Genomic DNA, 20369 nt, shown 5'->3' with positions numbered 1-20369 from the left:
CAGACAGGAGACCAGCGCGCGTGTCGACCAGCTCCCGGATTGCCGTCGATGCGATGGGCGGCGACGAGGGGCTGGCGGTGATGCTTGCTGGCGTCGCGCGTGCACGCCGCCGATTCGAGGGCATGAAATTCATTCTCGTCGGTGACGAGGAGCGGATTCGGGCCGGCCTCCAGAATCACCCCAAGCTGACGGCGCATTCGGAAATCGTCCACGCGCCCGACATGATCGGGTCGAGCGAACGGCCGAGCCAGGCGATCCGCCGCGCCAAGACCACCTCGATGGGGATCGCCATCGACATGGTGAAGCAGGGCCGTGCGGGCGCTGCGGTTTCATCGGGCAACACCGGTGCGCTGATGGCGATGGCCAAGCTCAGTCTGCGCACGATGCCGGGGATCGATCGCCCCGCGCTCGCCGCGTTGCTGCCGACGCTCGGCGACAACGACGTCGTCGTGCTCGATCTCGGCGCCAACACCGAATGCGATGCGCGCAATCTCGTCCAGTTCGCGGTGATGGGCGCCGCCTACGCCCGCACCGCGATGGATCTCGCGCGCCCGCGCACCGCGCTGCTCAACATCGGCACCGAGGATCAAAAGGGCACCGACACGATCCGCGATGCCGCCGCAGTGCTGCGCGATGCGCATCACCTGCCGCTCGATTTCACCGGCTTCATCGAGGGCGACCGGCTGTCGCGCGGCGAGGTCGACGTGATCGTGTGCGATGGCTTTTCGGGCAACATCGCGCTCAAGACTGCAGAGGGTACCGCGCGCTTCGTCGCCGATCTGCTGCGCCGTGCCTTCCGCAGTTCGACGCGCTCGAAGATCGGTTTCCTGATCTCGAAGCCCGCGACCGATCTGCTGCGCAACCGGCTCGATCCCAACAACCATAACGGCGCGGTGTTTCTCGGCCTCAACGGGCTGGTGGTGAAGAGCCACGGCGGCGCGACTGAACTGGGCGTCGCGACCGCGATCGGCGCCGCCGCCAAGATGGTGCGCGACGATCTCACCCGGCGGATCATCGACGATCTCGGCAACGTCCGGGCCGAAGCGGCATGACGGTGCGTTCGGTCATCATCGGCACCGGCTCGGCGCTGCCCGCGCGGCGCGTCTCGAACGCCGAACTCGCCGAAACCGTCGACACCTCGGACGAATGGATCGTCGAGCGCACCGGCATCCGCTTCCGCCACATCGCGGGCCCGGAGGAAACGACAGCGACGCTCGCCGCCGATGCGGCCGAAGCGGCGCTCGCGGCGGCCGGAATCGCGGCGCAGGACATGGATCTGATCGTGCTCGCCACCGCGACGCCGGATCAGACCTTCCCATCCTCGGCGACCCGGGTGCAGGCGATGCTCGGCATCGACGATTGCGTGGCGTTCGATGTCGCGGCGGTGTGCTCGGGCTTCCTCTATGCGGTCCAGGTCGCCGATTCGATGCTGCGCGCCGGCGTCCATCGCCGCGCGCTGGTGATCGGCGCCGAGACCTTCAGCCGGCTGCTCGATTGGGAAGATCGCGGCACCTGCGTGCTGTTCGGTGACGGCGCGGGCGCGATCGTGCTCGAGGCACGGGAAAGCGATGACGCCACCGGTCGTGGCATCCTGACGACGCGCCTCCACGCCGATGGTCGCTACAACGATCTGCTCTATGTCGATGGCGGTCCCTCGACGACGGGAACGGTCGGCAAGCTCCGAATGAAGGGACGCGAGGTGTTCCGGCACGCGGTGGTCAATCTGGCCGCGGTGATGGAGGAATCGCTCGTCGCCGCGGGGATTGCCGCCGATGCGGTCGATTGGGTCGTGCCGCACCAGGCAAATGCCCGCATCCTCGATGCCACCGCGCGCAAGCTGGGCCTGGCGCCCGAAAAGGTCGTGGTGACGGTCGATAAGCACGCCAACACCTCGGCGGCGTCGGTGCCGCTGGCGCTCGATACCGCGGTGCGCGACGGCCGGATCGGTCTCGGCGACGTGATCGTGCTGGAGGCGATGGGCGGCGGCTTCACCTGGGGCGCGGCGGTCGTCCGTTTCTGACGCGGGGCATGCCGCAACGTTCCGGTAACAATGCCTCTTTCAGGAAACTTGCCGCGTGTGTTACTCTTATCACGAGGGTGGTGGGAGAAGGGATGTCATGAGCGAAGCCGGAACGATGACGAGGGCCGATCTGGCCGATGCGATCCATCGCGAGGTGGGGCTGTCGCGCGCCGATTCGGCCCGGATGGTTGAAAGCATTCTCGCCCGCATGTGCAGCGCGCTCGCGGATGGCGAGAACGTCAAGATTTCGGGATTCGGCACCTTCGTGCTGCGTGACAAGGGCGAACGGATCGGCCGCAATCCCAAGACCGGCGTCGAGGTGCCGATCGCGCCGCGCCGTGTGCTCACCTTCCGGGCTAGCCAGATGATGCGCGACCGCATCGTCGCGGCGGGATAGCCGCGGGGTGGCGGGCGCTCCCGACAAGGCCGACACCGCTTTCCGCACGATCGGGGAGTTGTCGCGCGAGACGGGGCTGCCACAGCACATCCTGCGTTATTGGGAAACGCGCTTTCCCCAGTTGCGGCCGCTCCAGCGGGCGGGCAAGCGGCGCTATTACCGCCCCGGCGATGTCGCGCTGGTGCGCCGGATCGACGCGTTGCTCAACCGCGAAGGCTATACGATCAAGGGCGTCCAGCAATTGCTTGCGACCAAGGGCGCGGCGCCCGTTACACCCGCGCCCGGTGCCGATGGGGCCGCCCGGCTGCGCACGATCCGCGACGCGCTCGCCGAAGCGCTCCGCCGCGACGCGATCTAGAAATTGAGCGCCTGCGCGGCGAGCGCGTCGCAATCGGCGTCGGTGGCGCGCGGCGGTTGGTCGCCGGTGATCGACCGACCGATTGCCTTCAGGACATTGCCCAGGGATTTGGTGCCCTTTTGCGTTTCGATCTGCGGATCGCGGATCGTGCCCGATGCGATGATCGCGCCGGGCAGCCGCAGCACGCTCTTTTCCTTGGGCGCTCCGGTGATCCGGATCGCGAGTGCTTCGGACGGGAAGGCCACCGTGCCGCTGCCGCGTGATTGCGCGCGGGCGGTGTCGATCACCATCGGGGCGAGCGTGCCCATGCCCTGCTTCATATCGAGGCGGATCACCGCGCAGCGCAGCGCGGCGCGTTCGTCCGCGTCGGTGGTGAGCCCGCGCCCGACGTCGAAGCCGAGCAGCGAGGCGATCCGGGCGGGAAGCACCCCCTGGGTCGCGATCAGCCCGATGTTGCCGTCCGCGCGCCCGACGGCCTCGCGGAAGGTGCCGCCCTTGCCGACCAGTCGGACCTTGCCGTTGAGCCGCCCGTCGACCGCGCCGCCGCCACCCGCGATCGCCGCCAGCGTGCTGCCCTTGAGATCGAGCGCGACCGTCACCGTCGGCACCGCCCCGCCATCGGCCTGATCGACCGCGATGCGCCCCTCGATCGTACCGCGCTTGAGCCCCAGTGTGAACGGATCGGCGGTGAGCACGCCGTGATCGAGCGTTAGTTGCTCGCGCGTCCAGGCCAGCGACGACGGCCGTCGACGGCTGACCATGCGTCTGGCGGCAAACGCGATTCGTCCATCGGTGGGCCCGACATGCGCGAGGTTGATGCGGGTGTCGGGGACGAGCCGAAGCCCTTCCGACTGCTCGAGCGCAAGCGCCGCCGCATTGCCGGCGTCGGACGCGAGATCCTCGAAATCGAGCGTCCCGAACGCCACTTCGCCGTCGAGCATGGTGCGGCCGCGTCGCTTGTCGACGGTGACATGGCCGGTGAGATCGGACCCGCCGATCGTGCCCTTGAGGGCGGTGACGATCCACCTTGCGCCGGCACGCTCGACATGCGCGGCGAGGTTGATCGGCTGCGTGCCGAACAACCCCGCCTCGATCACCGCGTCGACCCGTTTGAGGTCGTCGGCGCGCGCCGTCATGGTGAAGGCCATATGGCCGGTGTCGAGCGCGCGCGCCATCGTGCCCTTGGCGGTCATCGTCAAAGCCGTGCCGTCGATCGCCGCCGCGAACGGCCAGCGTCCGGCTGAGGAGACGGCGGGGCCGCGCGCGGTGACGGTGATGGGCGCGCCCCGGATCGATCCCTTGCCCGTCAGGCGCAGGCTCTGCGCGTCGGCGGCGATCGCCGCGTCGAGATGGCGATCCTGCACCGCATCGTCGTAGCGCAACCGGCTGTCGGCGAGCCGCAGGCGATCGAGCGCGAGGCTGCCGCCGCGGTCGTCGCCGTCGCTCCAGTTCTTGCGGCCCTGCTTGTCGCGCACCAGCGCCAGTCGCAGTCCGTCGATCTCGATCGCGCTCGGCGAGACGCGCCCCGTCAGCGCACCGAACGCGCTGAACCGCACCCGGGCGACGCTCACCTGCGCGAACGCGCCGCTTCCGGCCCATGCGGGTTGCGGAATGCGCACATCGCGAATTTCGACGGTGGGCGTGAACGAGAAGAATCGGGTGCGGTGGATCGATCCGATCGTCACCCCGGCGCCGTAACGCGCGCCGAGCCGGTTCTCGACCACGCCTTTGAGCGTGCCCCAAGGGAAGGCGCCGATCAGGATGACGAGGCCGATTGCCAGTCCGCCGAGAATAGCTGCGCCCCGGCGGAGGCGGCGATCCGCCGCCCAGCCGGTCAACCGATCGCGCAGGGCCGTGGCGTCAGAAATCGACGGCGATTCCCTTGAGTTCCCAATCGCCGTACCGCACCGGATTCTTGCCGAGCGGATCGTGCGCGGGCGCCTGGGTCTGATCAGGCTCGGGCACCGGCGGGCTCTTCGAAAGATAGGCGGGCGGTTTTACATGCGGCGGGCGCTGGCCCATTGGCGGGTTCCTCATTGCGATCGGTCTTCAACACGCGGGCAGCTATTTTGGTGCCGTGAAGCGGGCTTGCCAAGCGCCTGTGCGTCCTCGCGGCCTGTCCTACAGCCCCCGATTTGTGGCAAGGGAGCATGATGACCGATCTTCCACCTTGCGCTCGTTCCCACCATCCCCGCGCCGCGGGGTCGGCTCCCTACTCGTGTGTGACAGTCAACCTGGTCAACTTCGCGCGCCGCGTTTCGCGCGTATGACCGGGCCTCGTCGCTCCACCGACGCGCCCGGCGTCCCCGCCCGCCGCGCCGCGCTGCGCGTCCTCGATGGCGTGCTGAGGCGCGGAGAAGCGCTCGAGTCGGCGCTGGGCCCGGCCACGCGCGGGCTCGACCGGGCGGACGACCGCGCGCTCGCACACGCCATCGCCGCCGAGGTGCTGCGGCGCCTTCCCGACCTTGACTCGCTCATCGATTCGGCGACCCGGCAACCGCTTCCGGACGACGCCAAGGCACGCACCGCGCTACGCATTGCGCTTGTACAGGCGCTGTCGCTCGGCACCCCGCCGCACGCCGCGATCGCGACCGTGCTGCCGCTGGTCGACGGTGGCCCGCGCAAGCTCGTCCACGGCGTTTTCGGCACGCTGATGCGGGGCGAGGCGCGGCTGACCGACGTGCCGGTGCTTCCCGACGCGGTCGCGTCGCGCTGGCGCGCTGCCTGGGGGGCGCCAGCGGTGGCGGGCGCCGCCCGCGCGATCGCCGCCCCGCCGCCACTCGACCTCACCTTCCGGGACGAAGCGGATGCGTTGCTCGCGGAATCCGGCGGCGCCAGCCTGCTCCCCGGCCATCTGCGGCTCACCGATGCCGGTCCCGTCACCAGCCTGCCCGGTTTCGACGAGGGGCGCTGGTGGGTGCAGGACATCGCCGCGTCGCTCCCCGCGCGGCTGATCGGCCGCGGCACCGGCCGCGCGATCGATCTGTGCGCCGCGCCCGGCGGCAAGACGATGCAGCTCGCCGCCGCCGGCTGGTCGACGACGGCGATCGACGTTTCGGAAAGTCGTCTCGCGCGACTTCGCGACAATCTCGCCCGCACGCACCTCGCAGCCGAGGTGGTTGCCGCAGATGCGCTCGCCTGGACGCCCGCGGCGCCCGCCGATGCCGTCCTGCTCGACGCGCCGTGCAGCGCGACCGGCATCTTCCGCCGCCATCCCGATGTGCTCCACCGCGTCCGCCCGGGGCTGGTCGAGGACATGGCGACACTCCAGGCCCGCCTTGTCGATCACGCCGCGGCGATGGTGCGCCCCGGCGGGCTGCTCGTCTACGCGACCTGCTCGCTCGAGCCCGCCGAGGGCGAGGCGCAGATAGAGAGATTTCTGGGGGGGCATCCCGATTTCGCGATTGATCCCGTGCTGCCCGATGAGCTTCCCGAAGGGCTCGCGCCGCATCCACGCGGCTGGCTGCGCACCTTGCCGGGGATATTGGCCGACGAGGGCGGCTGCGACGGCTTCTTCATCGCACGGATGATGCGGGTCGGCTGACGGGGCGGCTTGCGGGGCGACCGCGCCATGCTACATGGCGATCTCATGGCCGACATCCGTATTGCTCCATCGATCCTCTCCGCCGACTTCGCGAAACTCGGTGAGGAAATACGCGCGATCGACGCGGCGGGCGCGGACTGGATCCATGTCGACGTGATGGACGGGCATTTCGTTCCCAACATCACGATCGGCCCGGCGGTGGTGAAGGCGCTCCGCCCGCACACCAGCAAGCCCTTCGACGTCCATCTGATGATCTCGCCGGTCGATCCGTATCTCGATGCCTTTGCCGAGGCGGGCGCGGATACGATCACCGTCCACCCCGAGGCGGGGCCGCATACCCACCGCACGATCCAGGAGATCAAGCGGCTCGGCAAGCGCGCCGGCGTCGTGCTCAATCCCGCGACGCCCGCCAAGATGCTCGATTATCTGATCGAGGAGGTCGATCTGGTGCTGGTGATGAGCGTCAATCCCGGTTTCGGCGGGCAGCGCTTCATCGAGAGCCAGCTCCGCAAGATCGAGGCGATCCGCAAGATGATCGACAAGACCGGCAAGCCGATCGATCTCGAGGTCGACGGCGGCATCGATCGTGAAACCGCGCCACGCGCGATCGCGGCAGGCGCGAACGTGCTCGTTGCCGGCACCGCTACCTTTAAGGGTGGCCCGGCCGCTTATGCCGACAATATCCGGGCCTTGAGAGGCGGGTGAGCGGGCACGAGGACGATCCCGCCGCCGACGGTATCGAGGAAGGCAAGCGGCTGATCAGGCTGGGGGGCGAGAAGGGCTTGTCGCTCGCCGAGCGGTTGCAGGATCGCTTCCATCGCCTCACCTGGCGCACCCCGATCCACACGCTGCGCCTGCGCGGGCGCTACCCGCTCAAGCTGATCGCGGTGCCCGAGGATCCCTTTTTCGGCGATGTCGCGCGCGGCAATGCGTTGCTCGAGGGCAAGTTGCGCTTTCGCGGCGAGGAACGCGCGATCGATACGTTCGACATCGCCCGGCCCGACGTGTCGGCCGATTTCCTCGATTATGTCCACCGGTTCGCGTGGCTGCGCGATCTGTCGTCGGTCGCGCCGCGCGCGCAGGCCGCGCCGATCGCCGAAAACCTCATGCGTCGCTGGCTCCACGCGCACGCCGACACCATCGCCGATCCCGCCTGGCGCCCCGATCTGTGTGGACGGCGGCTGCAATTCTGGGCGGCGCACGCACCGCTGATCCTGTCGAGCACCGATCTCATCTATCGCTCGCGCGTGCTCAACACGCTCGCCCGCGGCGCCCGCCACATCGATCGCGTCGCCGACAAGCAGCCGATCGGGGTTCGTCGGGTCGCGACCTGGGCGGGCGTGCTCACCGCGGGGCTGCTGATTCCGGGTGGCGACGCGCGGCGCGCGGTGGGCGAGGCGGGAATCGCCAAGGCGCTCGCGCTCTCGGTGTTCGACGACGGCGGGATCGTCTCGCGCTCGCCGCGCGATCAGGTCGCGCTGATCCGCATCCTCACGATGCTGGCGCGCACGTATGACGCGCGGCGGATGGTCGTGCCCGCGTCGATCGACGCCGCGCTCGCGCGGATGGTGCCCGCCTTGCTCGGCATCACCCACGGCGATCACGCGCTGTCGAGCTGGCAGGGCGGCGGACCGCTGACCGCGGACGAACTCGATCGTCTGGTCGACGGCACGGGGATTCGCACGCGCCCGATGCGGCAGGCGCGTGAATGGGGCTATCAACGGCTCGCGGCAGCGAAGGCGGTGGTGATCGTCGACGCCGCCCCGCCCCCGGTTGCGCGTGTCATCGATGGGGGCTGCGCCTCGACGCTCGCGTTCGAGATGTCCGACGGGCCGCACCGGCTGATCGTCAATTGCGGCGGCGCGCGTGCCGCGGTCGCGCATTTGCCGCCCGATCTCGCCGAGGGACTGCGCACTACCGCCGCACATTCGACGTTGGTGCTGGCCGATTCCAACTCGACCGCTGTGCTGGCGGACGGCACGCTGGGCAAGGGCGTCGCCGAGGTCGAGCTGACGCGGCAGGAAAGCGAGCAGGCGAGCCGGATCGAGGCGAGCCACGACGGCTATGCCAAGCGCCACGGCTTCGTCCACCGTCGCCAGTTGGTGCTGACCGGCGACGGGCGCGAGCTGCGCGGCGAAGACATGCTGCTGCCCGCCGGCCGCCGCGCGCCCAAGCGGCCGCAGACACCGTTCGCGATCCGCTTCCACCTCGGCGCGACGGTGCAGGTCACGCAGACCGCCGACGGCCTTGCCGCGCTGCTGCGCCTGCCCGGCGGCACGGCATGGCAGTTCCGCTGCAAGGGCGGTGCGCTCGGCATCGAATCGAGCGTGTGGATCGACGGCGACGGCCGGCCGGTCGCCACGCAGCAGCTCGTCGTCTCGGGCGAGGCGGCGCCGGGGGGCGCCAATGTGAGCTGGGCCTTGAAGCGCGCGGCCTGAGGGTTAAGGGAAACGCCACACGTCCCCGGTTCGTGCCGAGCTTGTCGCTGCACGATTGTCGCCACCCGCCCTTCGACAAGCTCAGGGCGAACGGAAAGATATCATGACCGCCATTGCCATTAAACGCGCGCTGCTTTCGGTTTCGGACAAGACGGGAATCGTCGATCTGGGCAAGGCGCTCGCAGGCAAGGGGGTCGAGCTGGTCTCGACCGGGGGCACCGCGAAGGCGCTGCGCGACGCCGGGCTCACGGTGCGCGATATTGCCGATCTCACCGGCTTTCCCGAGATGATGGACGGCCGCGTCAAGACCCTCCACCCCAAGGTGCATGGCGGGTTGCTCGCGGTGCGCGACGATCCCGAACACGCGGCGGCGATGCGCGACCATGCGATCGGCGCGATCGATCTGGTGGTGGTCAATCTCTATCCGTTCCGCGAGACGGTCGCCAAGGGCGCTGGCCGCGACGAGGTGATCGAGAATATCGATATCGGCGGCCCGTCGATGGTGCGCTCGGCGGCCAAGAACCACGCCTATGTCGCGATCGTCACCGACCCGGCCGATTACGCGCTGGTCGAGGGCGGCTCGACCACGTTCGACGATCGCAAGCGGCTCGCCGCCAAGGCCTATGCCGCCACCGCCGCGTACGACGCCGCGATCGCGCGCTGGTTCGCCGAAGTCGATCAGGGCGAGACGTTCCCGGTCGCGCTCTCGGTGCCGCTCACCAAGGGGCAGGAACTGCGCTACGGCGAGAACCCGCACCAGCACGCCGCGCTGTATCTCACCGGCGACACGCGCGGGATCGCGCAGGCCGAGCAGGTGCAGGGCAAGGCGCTGAGCTACAATAATCTGGGCGATGCCGACGCCGCGCTGGAGCTGGTTGCCGAATTCCGCGATGCCGCGCCGAGCGTGGTCATCGTCAAGCACGCCAATCCGTGCGGCGTCGCCAGCGCGGATAGCCTGGTCGACGCCTATAACGCCGCGCTTGCCTGCGATTCGGTGTCGGCGTTCGGCGGGATCATCGCGCTCAACCGCCTACTCGACGGCGCCACGGCGCGCGCGATCACCGCGATCTTCACCGAAGTCGTGATCGCGCCCGACGCCGATGCGGAGGCGTGCGCGATTTTCGCGGCCAAGAAGAACCTGCGGCTGCTGCTCACCGGCGACCTGCCCGATCCGGCGCGCGGCGGGCTGATGATGAAGACGATCGCGGGCGGGATGCTCGTCCAGTCGCGCGACAACGGCCGCGTCGCCGATGCTGATCTCAAGGTCGTCACCAGGCGCGCGCCGACCGCGCAGGAACTCGCCGATTGCCGCTTCGCCTGGACGGTCGCCAAGCACGTCAAGTCGAACGCGATCGTCTATGCCAGGGGGGGTAGCACCGCGGGCATCGGCGCGGGGCAGATGAACCGCCTCGAATCGGCGCGGATCGCGGCGTGGAAAGCGAAGGATGCCGCCGAGAAGGCGGGCTGGGCCGAACCGCGCACGATCGGCTCGGCGGTGGCGTCGGATGCGTTCTTCCCGTTCGCCGACGGGCTGCTTGCCGCCGTCGAGGCGGGCGCCACCGCGGTCATCCAGCCGGGCGGCTCGATCCGCGACGACGAGGTGATCGCCGCCGCCGACGAGGCCGGGCTGGCGATGGTCTTCACCGGGATGCGGCATTTCCGGCACTGATGTTGTGCCGCACCGGCCCGCTCCCCCACCCCACCTCCCATTCAGTATACTGCCGTTGGGAGGCGGGGTGGGGGAGCGGGCCGGTGCGGCACACCCGGATGCGGCGAAGCCGGATACGGATAAAAAACCTCAGTTGGTTCCCGCCGGCTGCGCTTCCTCGTCACCGCGCGGCAGCTTCCTGAACAGCGTGCGGTCTTCCGGCCCGAACGCCCAGCGCCAGATGATGAACAGATAGGTCGCCGCGATCGCCGGGATGCCGATGACGAGTTCGGCCCATTCCATGTTCCTGGGCAGCGAGGTGAAGATCGTACCGATCAGGATCGCGGCCAGCGCCGCCCAGACCAGCGGCCAGCGATAGCCCGATACCGGCGCCTTGAGCACGCGCTTGAGCACCAGCGCCTTGATCAGCGAGGTGATGGTGACCGATACCATCAGCGCGACCGCAGGCCCGGCGGCTTGGTAATCGATCGGCCAATGCTGGCTTCGCATCGCGAGGATCAGCGCGAAGCTGAGTGCGATCTGCACGCCCAGCATCGTCAGCGAGATCATCAGATTGCGCATCCGCGCGACGTAGACCAGCGCCGATTCGCATACCGTCCCTGTCGAGGCGAGCACCTCGGCGGTGAGCAGGAAGCCGAGCGCGGCGGTGCCCGCGACGAACTCGGGGCCGACCATGCCCATCACCGCTTCGCCTGGAATCGACAGCGCCAGCGCGATTCCCGCCTGCGCCGCGATCGTCCAGAACCCGACCTGCCGCACCTGATTGGCGACCGCCTTGTAATTGTCGTCGGCAAGGCTGCGCGAAATCACCGGGCCCAGCACCGGCTCGAAGCTCGTCTTGAGCTTCTGGGGCAGCGACGACACCTGCTGCGCCATGAAATAGATGCCGACGATCCGCGGCTCGAACAGCAAGCCGAGGATGAAGCGATCGACATTGCGTGTTGCCCATTCGATCGCATCGGCGCCCGCCAGCGGCACGTTGCGCCGGGCTAGCGTGAACAGCTCCGAAATGCGCGGCGACCAGCCATAGGGCAGGCCGTAGCTGCGCACGAACGGGATCACCGACGCGATCATCGCCGCCGCCATCGACGCGACGTAGGACAGGACGAGCCCGTCGTGGAACGAAACGTATGACATCACCCAGGCGGCGATGCTGATCGTCCACGGCTCGACCACCGCGCGCGCCGTCACCGTCGCCTTGATGTTGAGGCGATAGGCGAGCGCGGCGAGGCTGACGTCGGACCAGGCGATCGCGAAGATGATGCACGGCAGGAACCGATCGAGCCCCTTGACCACGCTGTCGGGATACATGACCTGTGGGAAGGCGATCAGGACCGCGCTCGCGATCAGCGACATCACGAAGGCGAGCGCCATCGCATCCCACACGACATGGACGTGCGGCCGATCGGTGTTGGCGAGCGCCTGCGCCAGCCCGCGCTTGAGCCCCAGCGTGGCAAGCAGCGCGGCCAGTTCGACCACGACCACGGCGAGCGCGAACCGCCCGACCAGATCGGGTCCGTAGAGCCGCCCGGCGATGAACAGGAACGGAAGCCGCGCGATCAGCCGCAGCACGAAACCGCCGACATTGGTGCGTCCGCCCTTGGCCAGCGCGGCGATGTCCGCCTTGCCCCCGGCCTCGCTCAATGCGCTGCGCCCCAGCTCTTGCCCACGCCGATCTCGACGGCGAGCGGCACCGACAGCGTCACCGCCGGTTCGGCCGCCCCCGCCATCACCGCTTCGATCACGCCCCGCGCCTTGTCGGCATCGGTGTCGGGGGCTTCGAACACCAGTTCGTCATGGACCTGGAGCAGCATCCGCACCTCCGGCAGCCCGGCGTCGGCAAGCGCGGCCGGCATTCGCACCATCGCGCGCTTGATGATGTCGGCGCAGGTGCCCTGGATCGGGGCGTTGATCGCGGCGCGCTCGGCGCCCTGGCGTTCGTGCTGGACCTTGGATTTGATGCGCGGAAAGTGCGTTTTTCTGCCGAACAGCGTCTCGGTGTAGCCGTGCTCGCGCACGCTCGTCAGCGTTTCGGCAATGTAGCGGTTGATGCCGGGGAAGCGCTCGAAATAGCGATCGATCATCGCCTGCGCCTCGTCGGGCGTCACGTCGAGCCTGCCGGCGAGCCCCCAGCGCGAGATGCCGTAGAGGATCGCGAAGTTGATCGTCTTGGCCTGCGCGCGCGTGTCGCGTGTGACTTCGCCGAACAATTCGGTCGCGGTCATCGCGTGGATGTCGTCGCCGCGCGCGAACGCCTCGCGCAGCGCGGGCACGTCGGCCATGTGCGCGGCGAGCCGCAACTCGATCTGCGAATAATCGGCCGCGATGATGACATTGCCCGGTTCCGCCACGAAGGCGTCGCGGATCTGGCGGCCGACCTCGGTGCGGATCGGGATGTTCTGGAGGTTCGGATCGGTCGAACTCAGCCGCCCGGTCTGCGCGCCGGTGAGCGAGTAGCTGGTGTGGACGCGCCCCGTCGCGGGGTTGATCTGCGCCTGCAACGCATCGGTATAGGTGCTCTTGAGCTTGCTGAGCTGGCGCCAGTCGAGCACCTTCTTCGCGATCGCCGCGCCCTGCGGCTGGTCCTTGTCGGCGGCGAGGCGTTCCATCTCGTTGACGTCGGTCGAATAGACGCCCGATTTGCCCTTGCGCCCGCCCTTCAGCCCGAGCCGATCGAACAGCACATCGCCCAGTTGCTTGGGGCTGCCGATCGTGAACGGTCCACCCGCGAGCCCGTGAATCTCGATTTCGAGGTCGGCGATCTGATGTGCGAATTGCGTCGAAAGACGGCCCAGCGCGTCGGCATCGACCTTGACGCCCGCGCTTTCCATCGCCGCGATCACCGGCACCAGCGGGCGATCGACCATCTCGTAGACCCGCGTGCCGCCCTCGGCGGGCAGCCGTGCCTTGAAGCGCCGCCACAGCCGGAGCGTCACATCGGCATCCTCGGCGGCGTAGCGCGTCGCCGCCTTGAGATCGACCTCGTGGAAGCCGATCTGCTTCTTCCCCGTGCCGGCCACGTCCTTGTAGGCGATGCAGGTGTGCGACAGGTGCGTCGCGGCAAGCTCGTCCATGCCGTGGCCGTGGAGCCCGGCGTCGAGATCGAAGCTCATCAGAATCGTGTCGTCGAACGGCGTGATGGCGATCCCGAGACGCCCGAGAATGATCGCGTCGTATTTGAGATTGTGCCCGATCTTGAGGACGCTGGCGTCCTCGAGCAGCGGCTTGAGCTTGGCCAGCACCAGCGCGCGATCGAGCTGAACCGGCTTCTCGGCGAACATGTCGCTGCCGCCGTGGCCGACGGGCACGTAGCAGGCGCGGTTGGGGGCGAGCGCGAGGCTGACGCCGACCAGCTCGGCCCGGGTCGCATCCTTGCCGGTGGTCTCGGTGTCGACCGCGATGAAGCCCTGGTGCCGCGCCTCGGCGATCCAGCGTTCGAGCGTCGCCGCGTCGATCACCGTTTCATAAGCATCGTGATCGCACGGTTCCTCGTCGGGCAGAACGACATCGGCGGCCGGAGCCGCCACCGGCGCATCGGCGACCGCGCCCAGCCGCGCGAGCAGCGAGCGGAAGCCGTGATGTTCGAGGAACGCCTTGAGCGGCGCCTCGGGGATGCCTTGCAGCGTCAATTCTTCGAGCGGGTGTTCGAGCGGCACGTCGCGCGCGAGTTCGACCAGCCGCCGCGACAGCCGCGCCATCTCGGCATGCTCGATCAGGTTGTCGCGCATCTTGGAGGGCCTCAGGCCCGGCGCGGCGGCGAGCACCGCCTCGACATCGCCGAATTGATTGATCAGGTCCGACGCGCGCTTGGGGCCGATGCCGGGGACGCCGGGCACGTTGTCGACGCTGTCGCCCATCAGCGCGAGCACCTCGCCGAGCTTGGCCGGCGGCACGCCGAACTTCTCCTGGACGTACTCAGGCCCCAGCCGGCGGTTGTTCATCGTGTCGTAGAGATCGAGCCCGGGCTCGATGAGCTGCATCAGATCCTTGTCCGACGACACGATCGTGACCTGCCAGCCTTGCGCGAGTGCGGCCTTGGCGTAGCTCGCGATCAGATCGTCGGCTTCCCAGCCTTCTTCCTCGATGCACGGCAGCGAGAAGGCGCGGGTGGCGTCGCGGATCATCGGGAATTGGGGGACGAGATCCTCGGGCGGCGGCGGCCGCTGCGCCTTGTAGAGATCGTACATCTCGTTGCGGAAGGTGTGGCTCGACTTGTCGAGGATCACCGCCATGTGGGTGGGGCCGTCGGCCTTGTGGAGTTCGTCGACCAGCTTCCACAGCATCGTGGTGTAGCCGTAGACCGCGCCGACCGGCTCGCCACGGATGTTGGTGAGCGGGGGGAGGCGGTGATAGGCGCGGAAGATGTAGCCCGAGCCATCGACCAGATAGAGGTGATTGGTCATGTCCCGCCCGGCTCTATCGCAGGCGAGCGTGCGGCGAAACTAGTTTGCGCCGCTGGCGGACGACATCGCCGCAGGCTGTTGCGCCACGACCATATCGGAACGGTTGTGTTCGGCGGCGATCACCGCACCGGCGACCGACTGGATGAGCTGCTGGCGCTCACGCACCGGGCGGCTGGTATCGCCGATCAGCACCGCGACGGTATAGCGGCGGCCATCGGGCGCGGTCAGCACGCCGACGTCGTTGAAGCCCGCGGTGCGGCGGCCGAAATCCTGCCCGGTTCCGGTCTTGTGCGCGATACTCCAGCCGCCGGGGAGGTTCGCGCGCAGGCGGGCGCGGCCGGTGCGCGTCTCCGACATCGTCTGGATCAGCCACTGCGTCGAGGAGGGCGAGAGCAGATCGCCCTTCACCAGCCGCGCGAGCGCATCGGCGATCGCATTGGCCGAGGCGCCGTCGATCGGATCGGCGACATAGGCGTTGAACGCCGCCGCGCGTACCGCCGGCGACAGCGCGGCGCGCGCCTGCTGGAAGGCGCCGGCGGCCGAATAGCGTTGCTGCCATGTCAGCCCGGCGGTGTAGCTCTGGAGCAGACGCTCGCCGGGGCCGAAGCGGATCGCGCCCAATTGCTTGCGCGCGATCATCGCGCGCACCGCCTCGGGCCCGCCGACATAGCTGAGCAGGCGATCGTTGGCGGTGTTGTCGCTCGACGTGATCGCGCGATACTGGAGATCGCGGACGGTGGTGCGATAGCCGGTGTCGCCGACCAGGCTCGCCACCGGCTGATGGAACAAGGTGAGATCGGCCTTGGTGACGGTGACGGGATCGTCGAGCGTCAGCCGGCCCTGATCGCGCAGGTCGAGCACCGTGAGCGCGACCCACAGCTTGCTGACGCTCTGCTGCGGCATCTTGACGTCGCCGTTGCTCGAGACCGTCCAGCCCTGGTTGATGCTCTGGACGGCGATGCCGACCTTGCCGTCGAACTGGGTGCCGATCGCCTTGATCGCGGCGACCAGCGGCTGCGGCGCGGCGATGCGCACCGGCGCGGGCGGCACCGGCACGCGGACGCTGTAGCTCGGTTGCGCGGGCTGGGCGACGCGGCCGACGCTTGCCACCGCCGCGCCGATCCGGTCGTCCGCGCGGCAGCCCGCGAGCACGGCGATCGCCGCGGCGACGGCCACCGCGGATTTCGTCATCCTCGCGTTCCAGATCATTCGACTATACTCGCGCCCCGACGCTTTCGTTACCGTGAATCATGCGGTTTTCCGCACGATCGCAACATAGTTGCCCGCCAATCCTGCGGCGAATGCCGGTAAATACGCGATGAACCGTGCATCCCGCGTCACGGCACCAGCACGGTATCCACCGCGTCGGGCAGGGTTTCGGGATAATCGAGCGTGTAGTGCAGCCCGCGGCTCTCCTGACGATGGAGCGCGGAGCGGACGATCAGATCGGCGGTCTGGAGCAGGTTGCGCAGCTCGATGAGGTCGGGCGTGACGCGGAAATGGCCGTAATAATCGGCGATCTCGTCGTTGAGCATCTTGATCCGGTGCGCCGCGCGCTCGAGCCGCTTGGTGGTGCGCACGATGCCGACATAGTTCCACATGAAGCGCCGGATCTCGGTCCAGTTCTGCTTGATGACGACTTCCTCGTCCGAATCGGCGACGCGGCTTTCGTCCCATGGCCGGATCGCGGGCGGGGGCGGCAGATCGTCCCAATGCGCGGCGATATGCTGTGCTGCCGCCTCGCCGAACACGAAACATTCGAGCAGCGAATTCGAGGCCAGGCGGTTGGCGCCGTGGAGCCCCGATTGCGTCACCTCGCCCGCCGCATAAAGGCCCGGCAGATCGGTGCGGCCGTCGCGATCGATCACCACCCCGCCGCAGGTATAATGTTGCGCGGGCACCACCGGAATCGGATCGGTCGTCATGTCGATCCCGAGCCCGAGCAGCTTGTCGTAGATGGTCGGGAAATGTGCCTTCACGAAATCGGGCCCGCGATGGCTGATGTCGAGATGGACGTAATCGAGGCCCAACCGCTTGATCTCATGATCGATCGCGCGCGCGACGATATCGCGCGGGGCCAGCTCGGCGCGGGGATCGAAATCGGGCATGAAGCGATGGCCGCCGCCGGGCACGCCGGGGGGCAGCTTCAATTGCCCGCCTTCGCCGCGCACCGCCTCGGTGATCAGGAAATTCTTGACCTCCAGGTTGTAGAGGCAGGTCGGGTGGAACTGCATCATCTCCATGTTCGAGATGCGGCAGCCCGCGCGCCACGCCATCGCGATACCGTCGCCGGTCGCGCCGCGCGGCGCGGTCGAGAACAGATAGGTGCGCCCCGCACCGCCGGTGGCGAGGATCGTCGCGTTGGCGGTGAAGGTCTCGACATGGCCGGTGGCGCGGTTGACGGCATAGACGCCCCACACATTGCCCGCGCCCGAATAGCGTTCCTCGTGCCGGCTGGTGGCGAGATCGATCGCGACCCGATCGGGCACCAGCGTGATGTTGGGATGCGCCTCGGCGGCGCGCTGGAGCGCTTCCTGAACCGCCCAGCCGGTGGCGTCGTTGACATGGACGATGCGGCGGTGGCTGTGCCCGCCCTCACGCGTCAGGTGGAGCGTCTTGCCCTCGGTATTGAACGGCACCCCGAGATCGACCAGCCGCTGGATCGCGCGCGGCGCGCCCTCGACGACGAATTCGACGACCGCGCGATCGTTGAGCCCCGCGCCCGCGATCATCGTATCCTCGATATGGCTTTCGAACGTGTCGCCGGGTTCGAGCACCGCGGCGATTCCGCCTTGCGCCCACGCGGTCGAGCCTTCGTTGAGCGCGCCCTTGGCGAGCACCGTCACCTTGAAGCGCTCGGCGAGGTTGAGCGCCGCCGTCAATCCCGCCGCGCCCGAACCGACGATCAGGACGTCGCTGGAATGCTGGGTGTCGCTCACGAGCAATGCCTCTCAGCGGAGGTGAAGTGGAGAAAGTGGAGAGTGTCGCGCGGATGGAGTTCCAACCGGACAATGCCGGGCGCGCGGTCGCGGTGGGTGCAGGACGGGCCGATCGTGCTCATCCCCATTCTCTGCCACAGATCGGGGCCTGTAGGACAGAGGGGCGTGCGATCATTGCTGCCGATTGCCCTCGGCGACCATCGCGCCGTTCTCGCGCACGCGGATGCGGCCGGCGCGCTCGGCGGGAAAGTCGATGACGAGCGCGCGATCGGGCACGCGAAAGCTGCGCGGGCCGGTCGCGATCAGAACGGTACGGAGCTTTCCCGAGACAAGGTGAAGATGCGTGTCGTCGCTCGTCACCACGATCTCGCCCATCGGCGAGGCGTAGCGGCCCGTAAGCGCGGCGAGCGCAGCCGGCGGCAGCGCGACCTCGCACACCGGCACCTCGGCCTGCACGGCGCCGTGATCGTAGCTCAGGATGCGTTCCATCTGCGCGGCATCGGGGGTGAGTCGCCAGACGACCGCGAAACGTGCCTCGCCGTCGACCGCCTCGGGCGCGGTGCCCTTGCGCGCGTAGAAACGCTGGCGCCCGCTGACGATCGCGCCATAGCCCGGCACCGGGTCCACCCTGACGCTCGACGCGACGGCCTCACGACGCACGCGCAGACCGGGCGTACCGCACGGCCCGTCCATCAGCGACGCGACGATGCGCTCGCGGCCGGCGGTGAGGCCCGTCTTGTCGTGGTAGAATTCGGCGTCGTCGGCGATGAGCCGCGCCATCGCGGCGCGGTCGCAGGCGTTGAACGCGCGCCAGAAGGCGACGTCCGCCGCCTCGACCTGCTGGTCCGCCGACGCAGGATCAGGCCCAGCGGCCGCAAGTGCCAAGAGCAGCAAGAACATCCGATCCTCCGCAGGTGTATGACTTGGGCAATACACAATAGGTGATGTTCGAGGAAGCGCTAAGGCATCACGCCGGCTCGGCGGGCTGGGTCGTCCAGCCGAGTTGGGGAATCGCGATCGAGCGGCGTCCGGCCAGATCCTCGCGCGGGACGATGACGTCGCGGCTTTCCATATAGGCGAGCACGCGGCGCGCGCGGCCGAGCGAACTGGTGCCGTAGATGTCGGCGATCGTCTCGTCGCCGGGGCAGGGGGCGCCGTCGCGTGCGGTGCGGGCGATCAGCAGGAACACGCCGAGCATGTCGTCGGGAAGGTCGCGCGCGACCGCGAGCGCATCCGCCCAATCGTCGTCGAGCGATTCGAAGATGCCCGCGCGCGCCGCCGCCAGCCGCCGCGCGAAGCCGGGCGGATCGAGCAGCGGGCGGCGCACCCCCGCCATCCGGCAGCGGACCTGAAAATCCTGGAACAAAGCGGCGATCGGCCGCGCGGCCGAATCGGCATCGGCGATGATCGCGCGCAGCACGTCGACGATGACGGGCTCGTGGTCCTGCGGTTCTTCCTCCGCTTCGGCGGGCGGGACGGCCTCGGCGGAGGCGCGGGCGAGGTCGGCGAGCATCTGGTTGGCGGTCGGCGGCGGAGGAGGCGGGGGTGGCGGTGGCGGGGCCGGCGCCGCATCCTCCAGATCGGCGAACAACAATTCGCGCATGTCCTCCGCCGGCGCTGTGGGCAGCGGCACGAGCTGCGGGCTGGTACTGCGTGCGGCGGTTTCGACCGCGCCGATCCTGACCGTGATCGATCGGCGTGCGATCGCCGGGCCGAGTCCGAGGAAGCTGCCGCGCTGGAGATCGCGGATCGCCTCGGCCTGGCGGCGCTCCATGCCGAGCAGATCGGCGGCGCGCGCCATATCGATATCGAGGAAGGTGTGCCCCATCAGGAAATTGGAGGCCTCGGCGGCGACGTTCTTCGACAATTTGGCGAGTCGCTGGGTCGCGATCACGCCCGCCAGACCGCGCTTGCGCCCGCGCGACATCAGGTTGGCCATCGCCGAGAGCGACCCGCGCCGCGCGTCCTCGCTCACCTCGGCGGCGCCCGAGGGGGCGAACAACTGTGCCTCGTCGACGATGACGAGCGCGGGATACCAATGGTCGCGCGGGGCATCGAACAGCCCGGAAAGGAACGCGGCGGCGCAGCGCATCTGGCTGTCGATCTCGAGCCCTTCGAGGCTGAGCACCACCGAGGTGCGATGCTCGCGGCAGCGCCCGGCGAAGCGCGTGATCTCGGTCGCCGAATAATCGACCGCCTCGATCGCGACATGGCCGTAATGGTCGGCGAGCGTGACGAAATCGCCCTCGGGATCGATCACGATCTGCTGGACTTCGCCCGCGCTCTTTTCGAGCAGCCGGCGCAGCAGGTGCGATTTGCCCGAGCCCGAATTGCCCTGGACGAGCAGCCGCGTCGCGAGCAGTTCCTCAAGATCGATCGCGACCGTGCGGCCGGCATCGTCCAAACCCATGTCCACCTGAAACGTCATCGCCGGCAGCGCATGGGGCAAGGCGGCGGCGCAACGCAAGCCGCTATCGGCAGGTGGCGGCTCGATGGCGCGCAATCCGTAGCGCCTCGCTTGCGTCCCCGCGAAGGAGTACCGGGTTGAGCATGCGGGACATGCTTAGCCCGGTATTGACCCAGTCTGGGCTCCCGTCTTCG

Annotated in this window: 16 protein-coding genes; 8 read left to right on the top strand and 8 right to left on the bottom strand. The window is 68.7% G+C overall.

The window, feature by feature from the left end; translation table 11 throughout:
• Positions 1–20 precede the first annotated feature (20 nt).
• The 4 genes from plsX to DFR49_RS10685 all read left to right on the top strand — a co-directional run bounded on the left by plsX (position 21) and on the right by DFR49_RS10685 (position 2775).
• The gene (gene plsX / locus DFR49_RS10700) at positions 21–1052 is read left to right on the top strand and encodes a phosphate acyltransferase PlsX (RefSeq protein WP_119035728.1); all 1032 of its coding nucleotides are present in this window, start codon (positions 21–23) and stop codon (positions 1050–1052) included.
• Complete coding sequence (locus DFR49_RS10695) at positions 1049–2020, top strand: beta-ketoacyl-ACP synthase III (RefSeq protein ID WP_119035727.1); 972 nt, start codon at positions 1049–1051, stop codon at positions 2018–2020. The genes plsX and DFR49_RS10695 overlap by 4 nt, the downstream gene beginning before the upstream one ends.
• A gap of 97 nt (positions 2021–2117) precedes the next feature.
• Positions 2118–2417 (top strand): integration host factor subunit alpha, encoded by a 300-nt coding sequence (locus DFR49_RS10690; RefSeq protein ID WP_119035726.1) that lies wholly within the window; start codon positions 2118–2120, stop codon positions 2415–2417.
• A gap of 7 nt (positions 2418–2424) precedes the next feature.
• Positions 2425–2775 (top strand): MerR family transcriptional regulator, encoded by a 351-nt coding sequence (locus DFR49_RS10685; RefSeq protein ID WP_119035725.1) that lies wholly within the window; start codon positions 2425–2427, stop codon positions 2773–2775.
• Here the strand turns inward: DFR49_RS10685 and DFR49_RS10680 are convergent.
• Both DFR49_RS10680 and DFR49_RS10675 read right to left on the bottom strand, forming a co-directional pair.
• Positions 2772–4613, bottom strand: coding sequence for an AsmA family protein (locus DFR49_RS10680; protein WP_119035724.1), 1842 nt, complete (start codon positions 4611–4613; stop codon positions 2772–2774). The two genes, DFR49_RS10685 and DFR49_RS10680, sit on opposite strands and share 4 nt — an antisense overlap.
• Before the next feature lie 22 nt (positions 4614–4635).
• On the bottom strand, positions 4636–4797 hold the full coding sequence (locus DFR49_RS10675) for a DUF1674 domain-containing protein (protein ID WP_119035723.1): 162 nt from the start codon (positions 4795–4797) through the stop codon (positions 4636–4638).
• 244 nt (positions 4798–5041) lie between these two features.
• On the opposite strand from DFR49_RS10675, the gene DFR49_RS10670 reads away from it, so the two are divergent.
• The 4 genes from DFR49_RS10670 (at position 5042) to purH (ending at position 10426) form a co-directional block, all read left to right on the top strand.
• On the top strand, positions 5042–6319 hold the full coding sequence (locus tag DFR49_RS10670; protein WP_119035722.1) for an RsmB/NOP family class I SAM-dependent RNA methyltransferase: 1278 nt from the start codon (positions 5042–5044) through the stop codon (positions 6317–6319).
• A gap of 45 nt (positions 6320–6364) precedes the next feature.
• Complete coding sequence (gene rpe / locus DFR49_RS10665) at positions 6365–7024, top strand: ribulose-phosphate 3-epimerase (protein WP_119036373.1); 660 nt, start codon at positions 6365–6367, stop codon at positions 7022–7024.
• Positions 7021–8757 carry a heparinase II/III family protein gene (locus DFR49_RS10660; protein ID WP_245968368.1) on the top strand — a complete coding sequence of 579 codons (1737 nt, stop codon included), beginning with the start codon at positions 7021–7023 and terminating at the stop codon, positions 8755–8757. Before rpe ends, DFR49_RS10660 begins: the two co-directional genes overlap by 4 nt.
• 103 nt (positions 8758–8860) lie before the next feature.
• Positions 8861–10426: a bifunctional phosphoribosylaminoimidazolecarboxamide formyltransferase/IMP cyclohydrolase gene (gene purH / locus DFR49_RS10655; protein WP_119035721.1), complete on the top strand. Its 1566-nt coding sequence runs from the start codon at positions 8861–8863 to the stop codon at positions 10424–10426.
• Between the two features lie 129 nt (positions 10427–10555).
• On the opposite strand, the gene DFR49_RS10650 is transcribed toward purH, so the two are convergent.
• From DFR49_RS10650 to DFR49_RS10625, 6 genes are all read right to left on the bottom strand, one after another.
• Positions 10556–12070, bottom strand: a complete 1515-nt coding sequence (locus tag DFR49_RS10650; protein WP_119035720.1) for a lipopolysaccharide biosynthesis protein — start codon at positions 12068–12070, stop codon at positions 10556–10558.
• Positions 12067–14829 carry a DNA polymerase I gene (gene polA / locus DFR49_RS10645; protein WP_119035719.1) on the bottom strand — a complete coding sequence of 921 codons (2763 nt, stop codon included), beginning with the start codon at positions 14827–14829 and terminating at the stop codon, positions 12067–12069. The genes DFR49_RS10650 and polA overlap by 4 nt, the downstream gene beginning before the upstream one ends.
• 39 nt (positions 14830–14868) lie before the next feature.
• Entirely contained in the window at positions 14869–16020 is a 1152-nt protein-coding gene (gene bla, locus DFR49_RS10640) for a class A beta-lactamase (protein ID WP_119036371.1), read from the bottom strand.
• A 146-nt stretch (positions 16021–16166) separates the two neighbouring features.
• Complete coding sequence (gene nadB / locus DFR49_RS10635; protein WP_119035718.1) at positions 16167–17768, bottom strand: L-aspartate oxidase; 1602 nt, start codon at positions 17766–17768, stop codon at positions 16167–16169.
• A 171-nt stretch (positions 17769–17939) separates the two neighbouring features.
• Complete coding sequence (locus DFR49_RS10630; protein WP_119035717.1) at positions 17940–18668, bottom strand: nuclear transport factor 2 family protein; 729 nt, start codon at positions 18666–18668, stop codon at positions 17940–17942.
• 67 nt (positions 18669–18735) lie between these two features.
• On the bottom strand, positions 18736–20196 hold the full coding sequence (locus tag DFR49_RS10625; protein ID WP_119036370.1) for a helicase HerA domain-containing protein: 1461 nt from the start codon (positions 20194–20196) through the stop codon (positions 18736–18738).
• Positions 20197–20369 lie beyond the last annotated feature (173 nt).

Origin of the sequence: Hephaestia caeni, assembly GCF_003550065.1 — a bacterium.
Lineage (GTDB): Bacteria > Pseudomonadota > Alphaproteobacteria > Sphingomonadales > Sphingomonadaceae > Sphingomonas > Sphingomonas caeni_A.
This window is presented reverse-complemented; position numbering and strand designations above follow the sequence as displayed.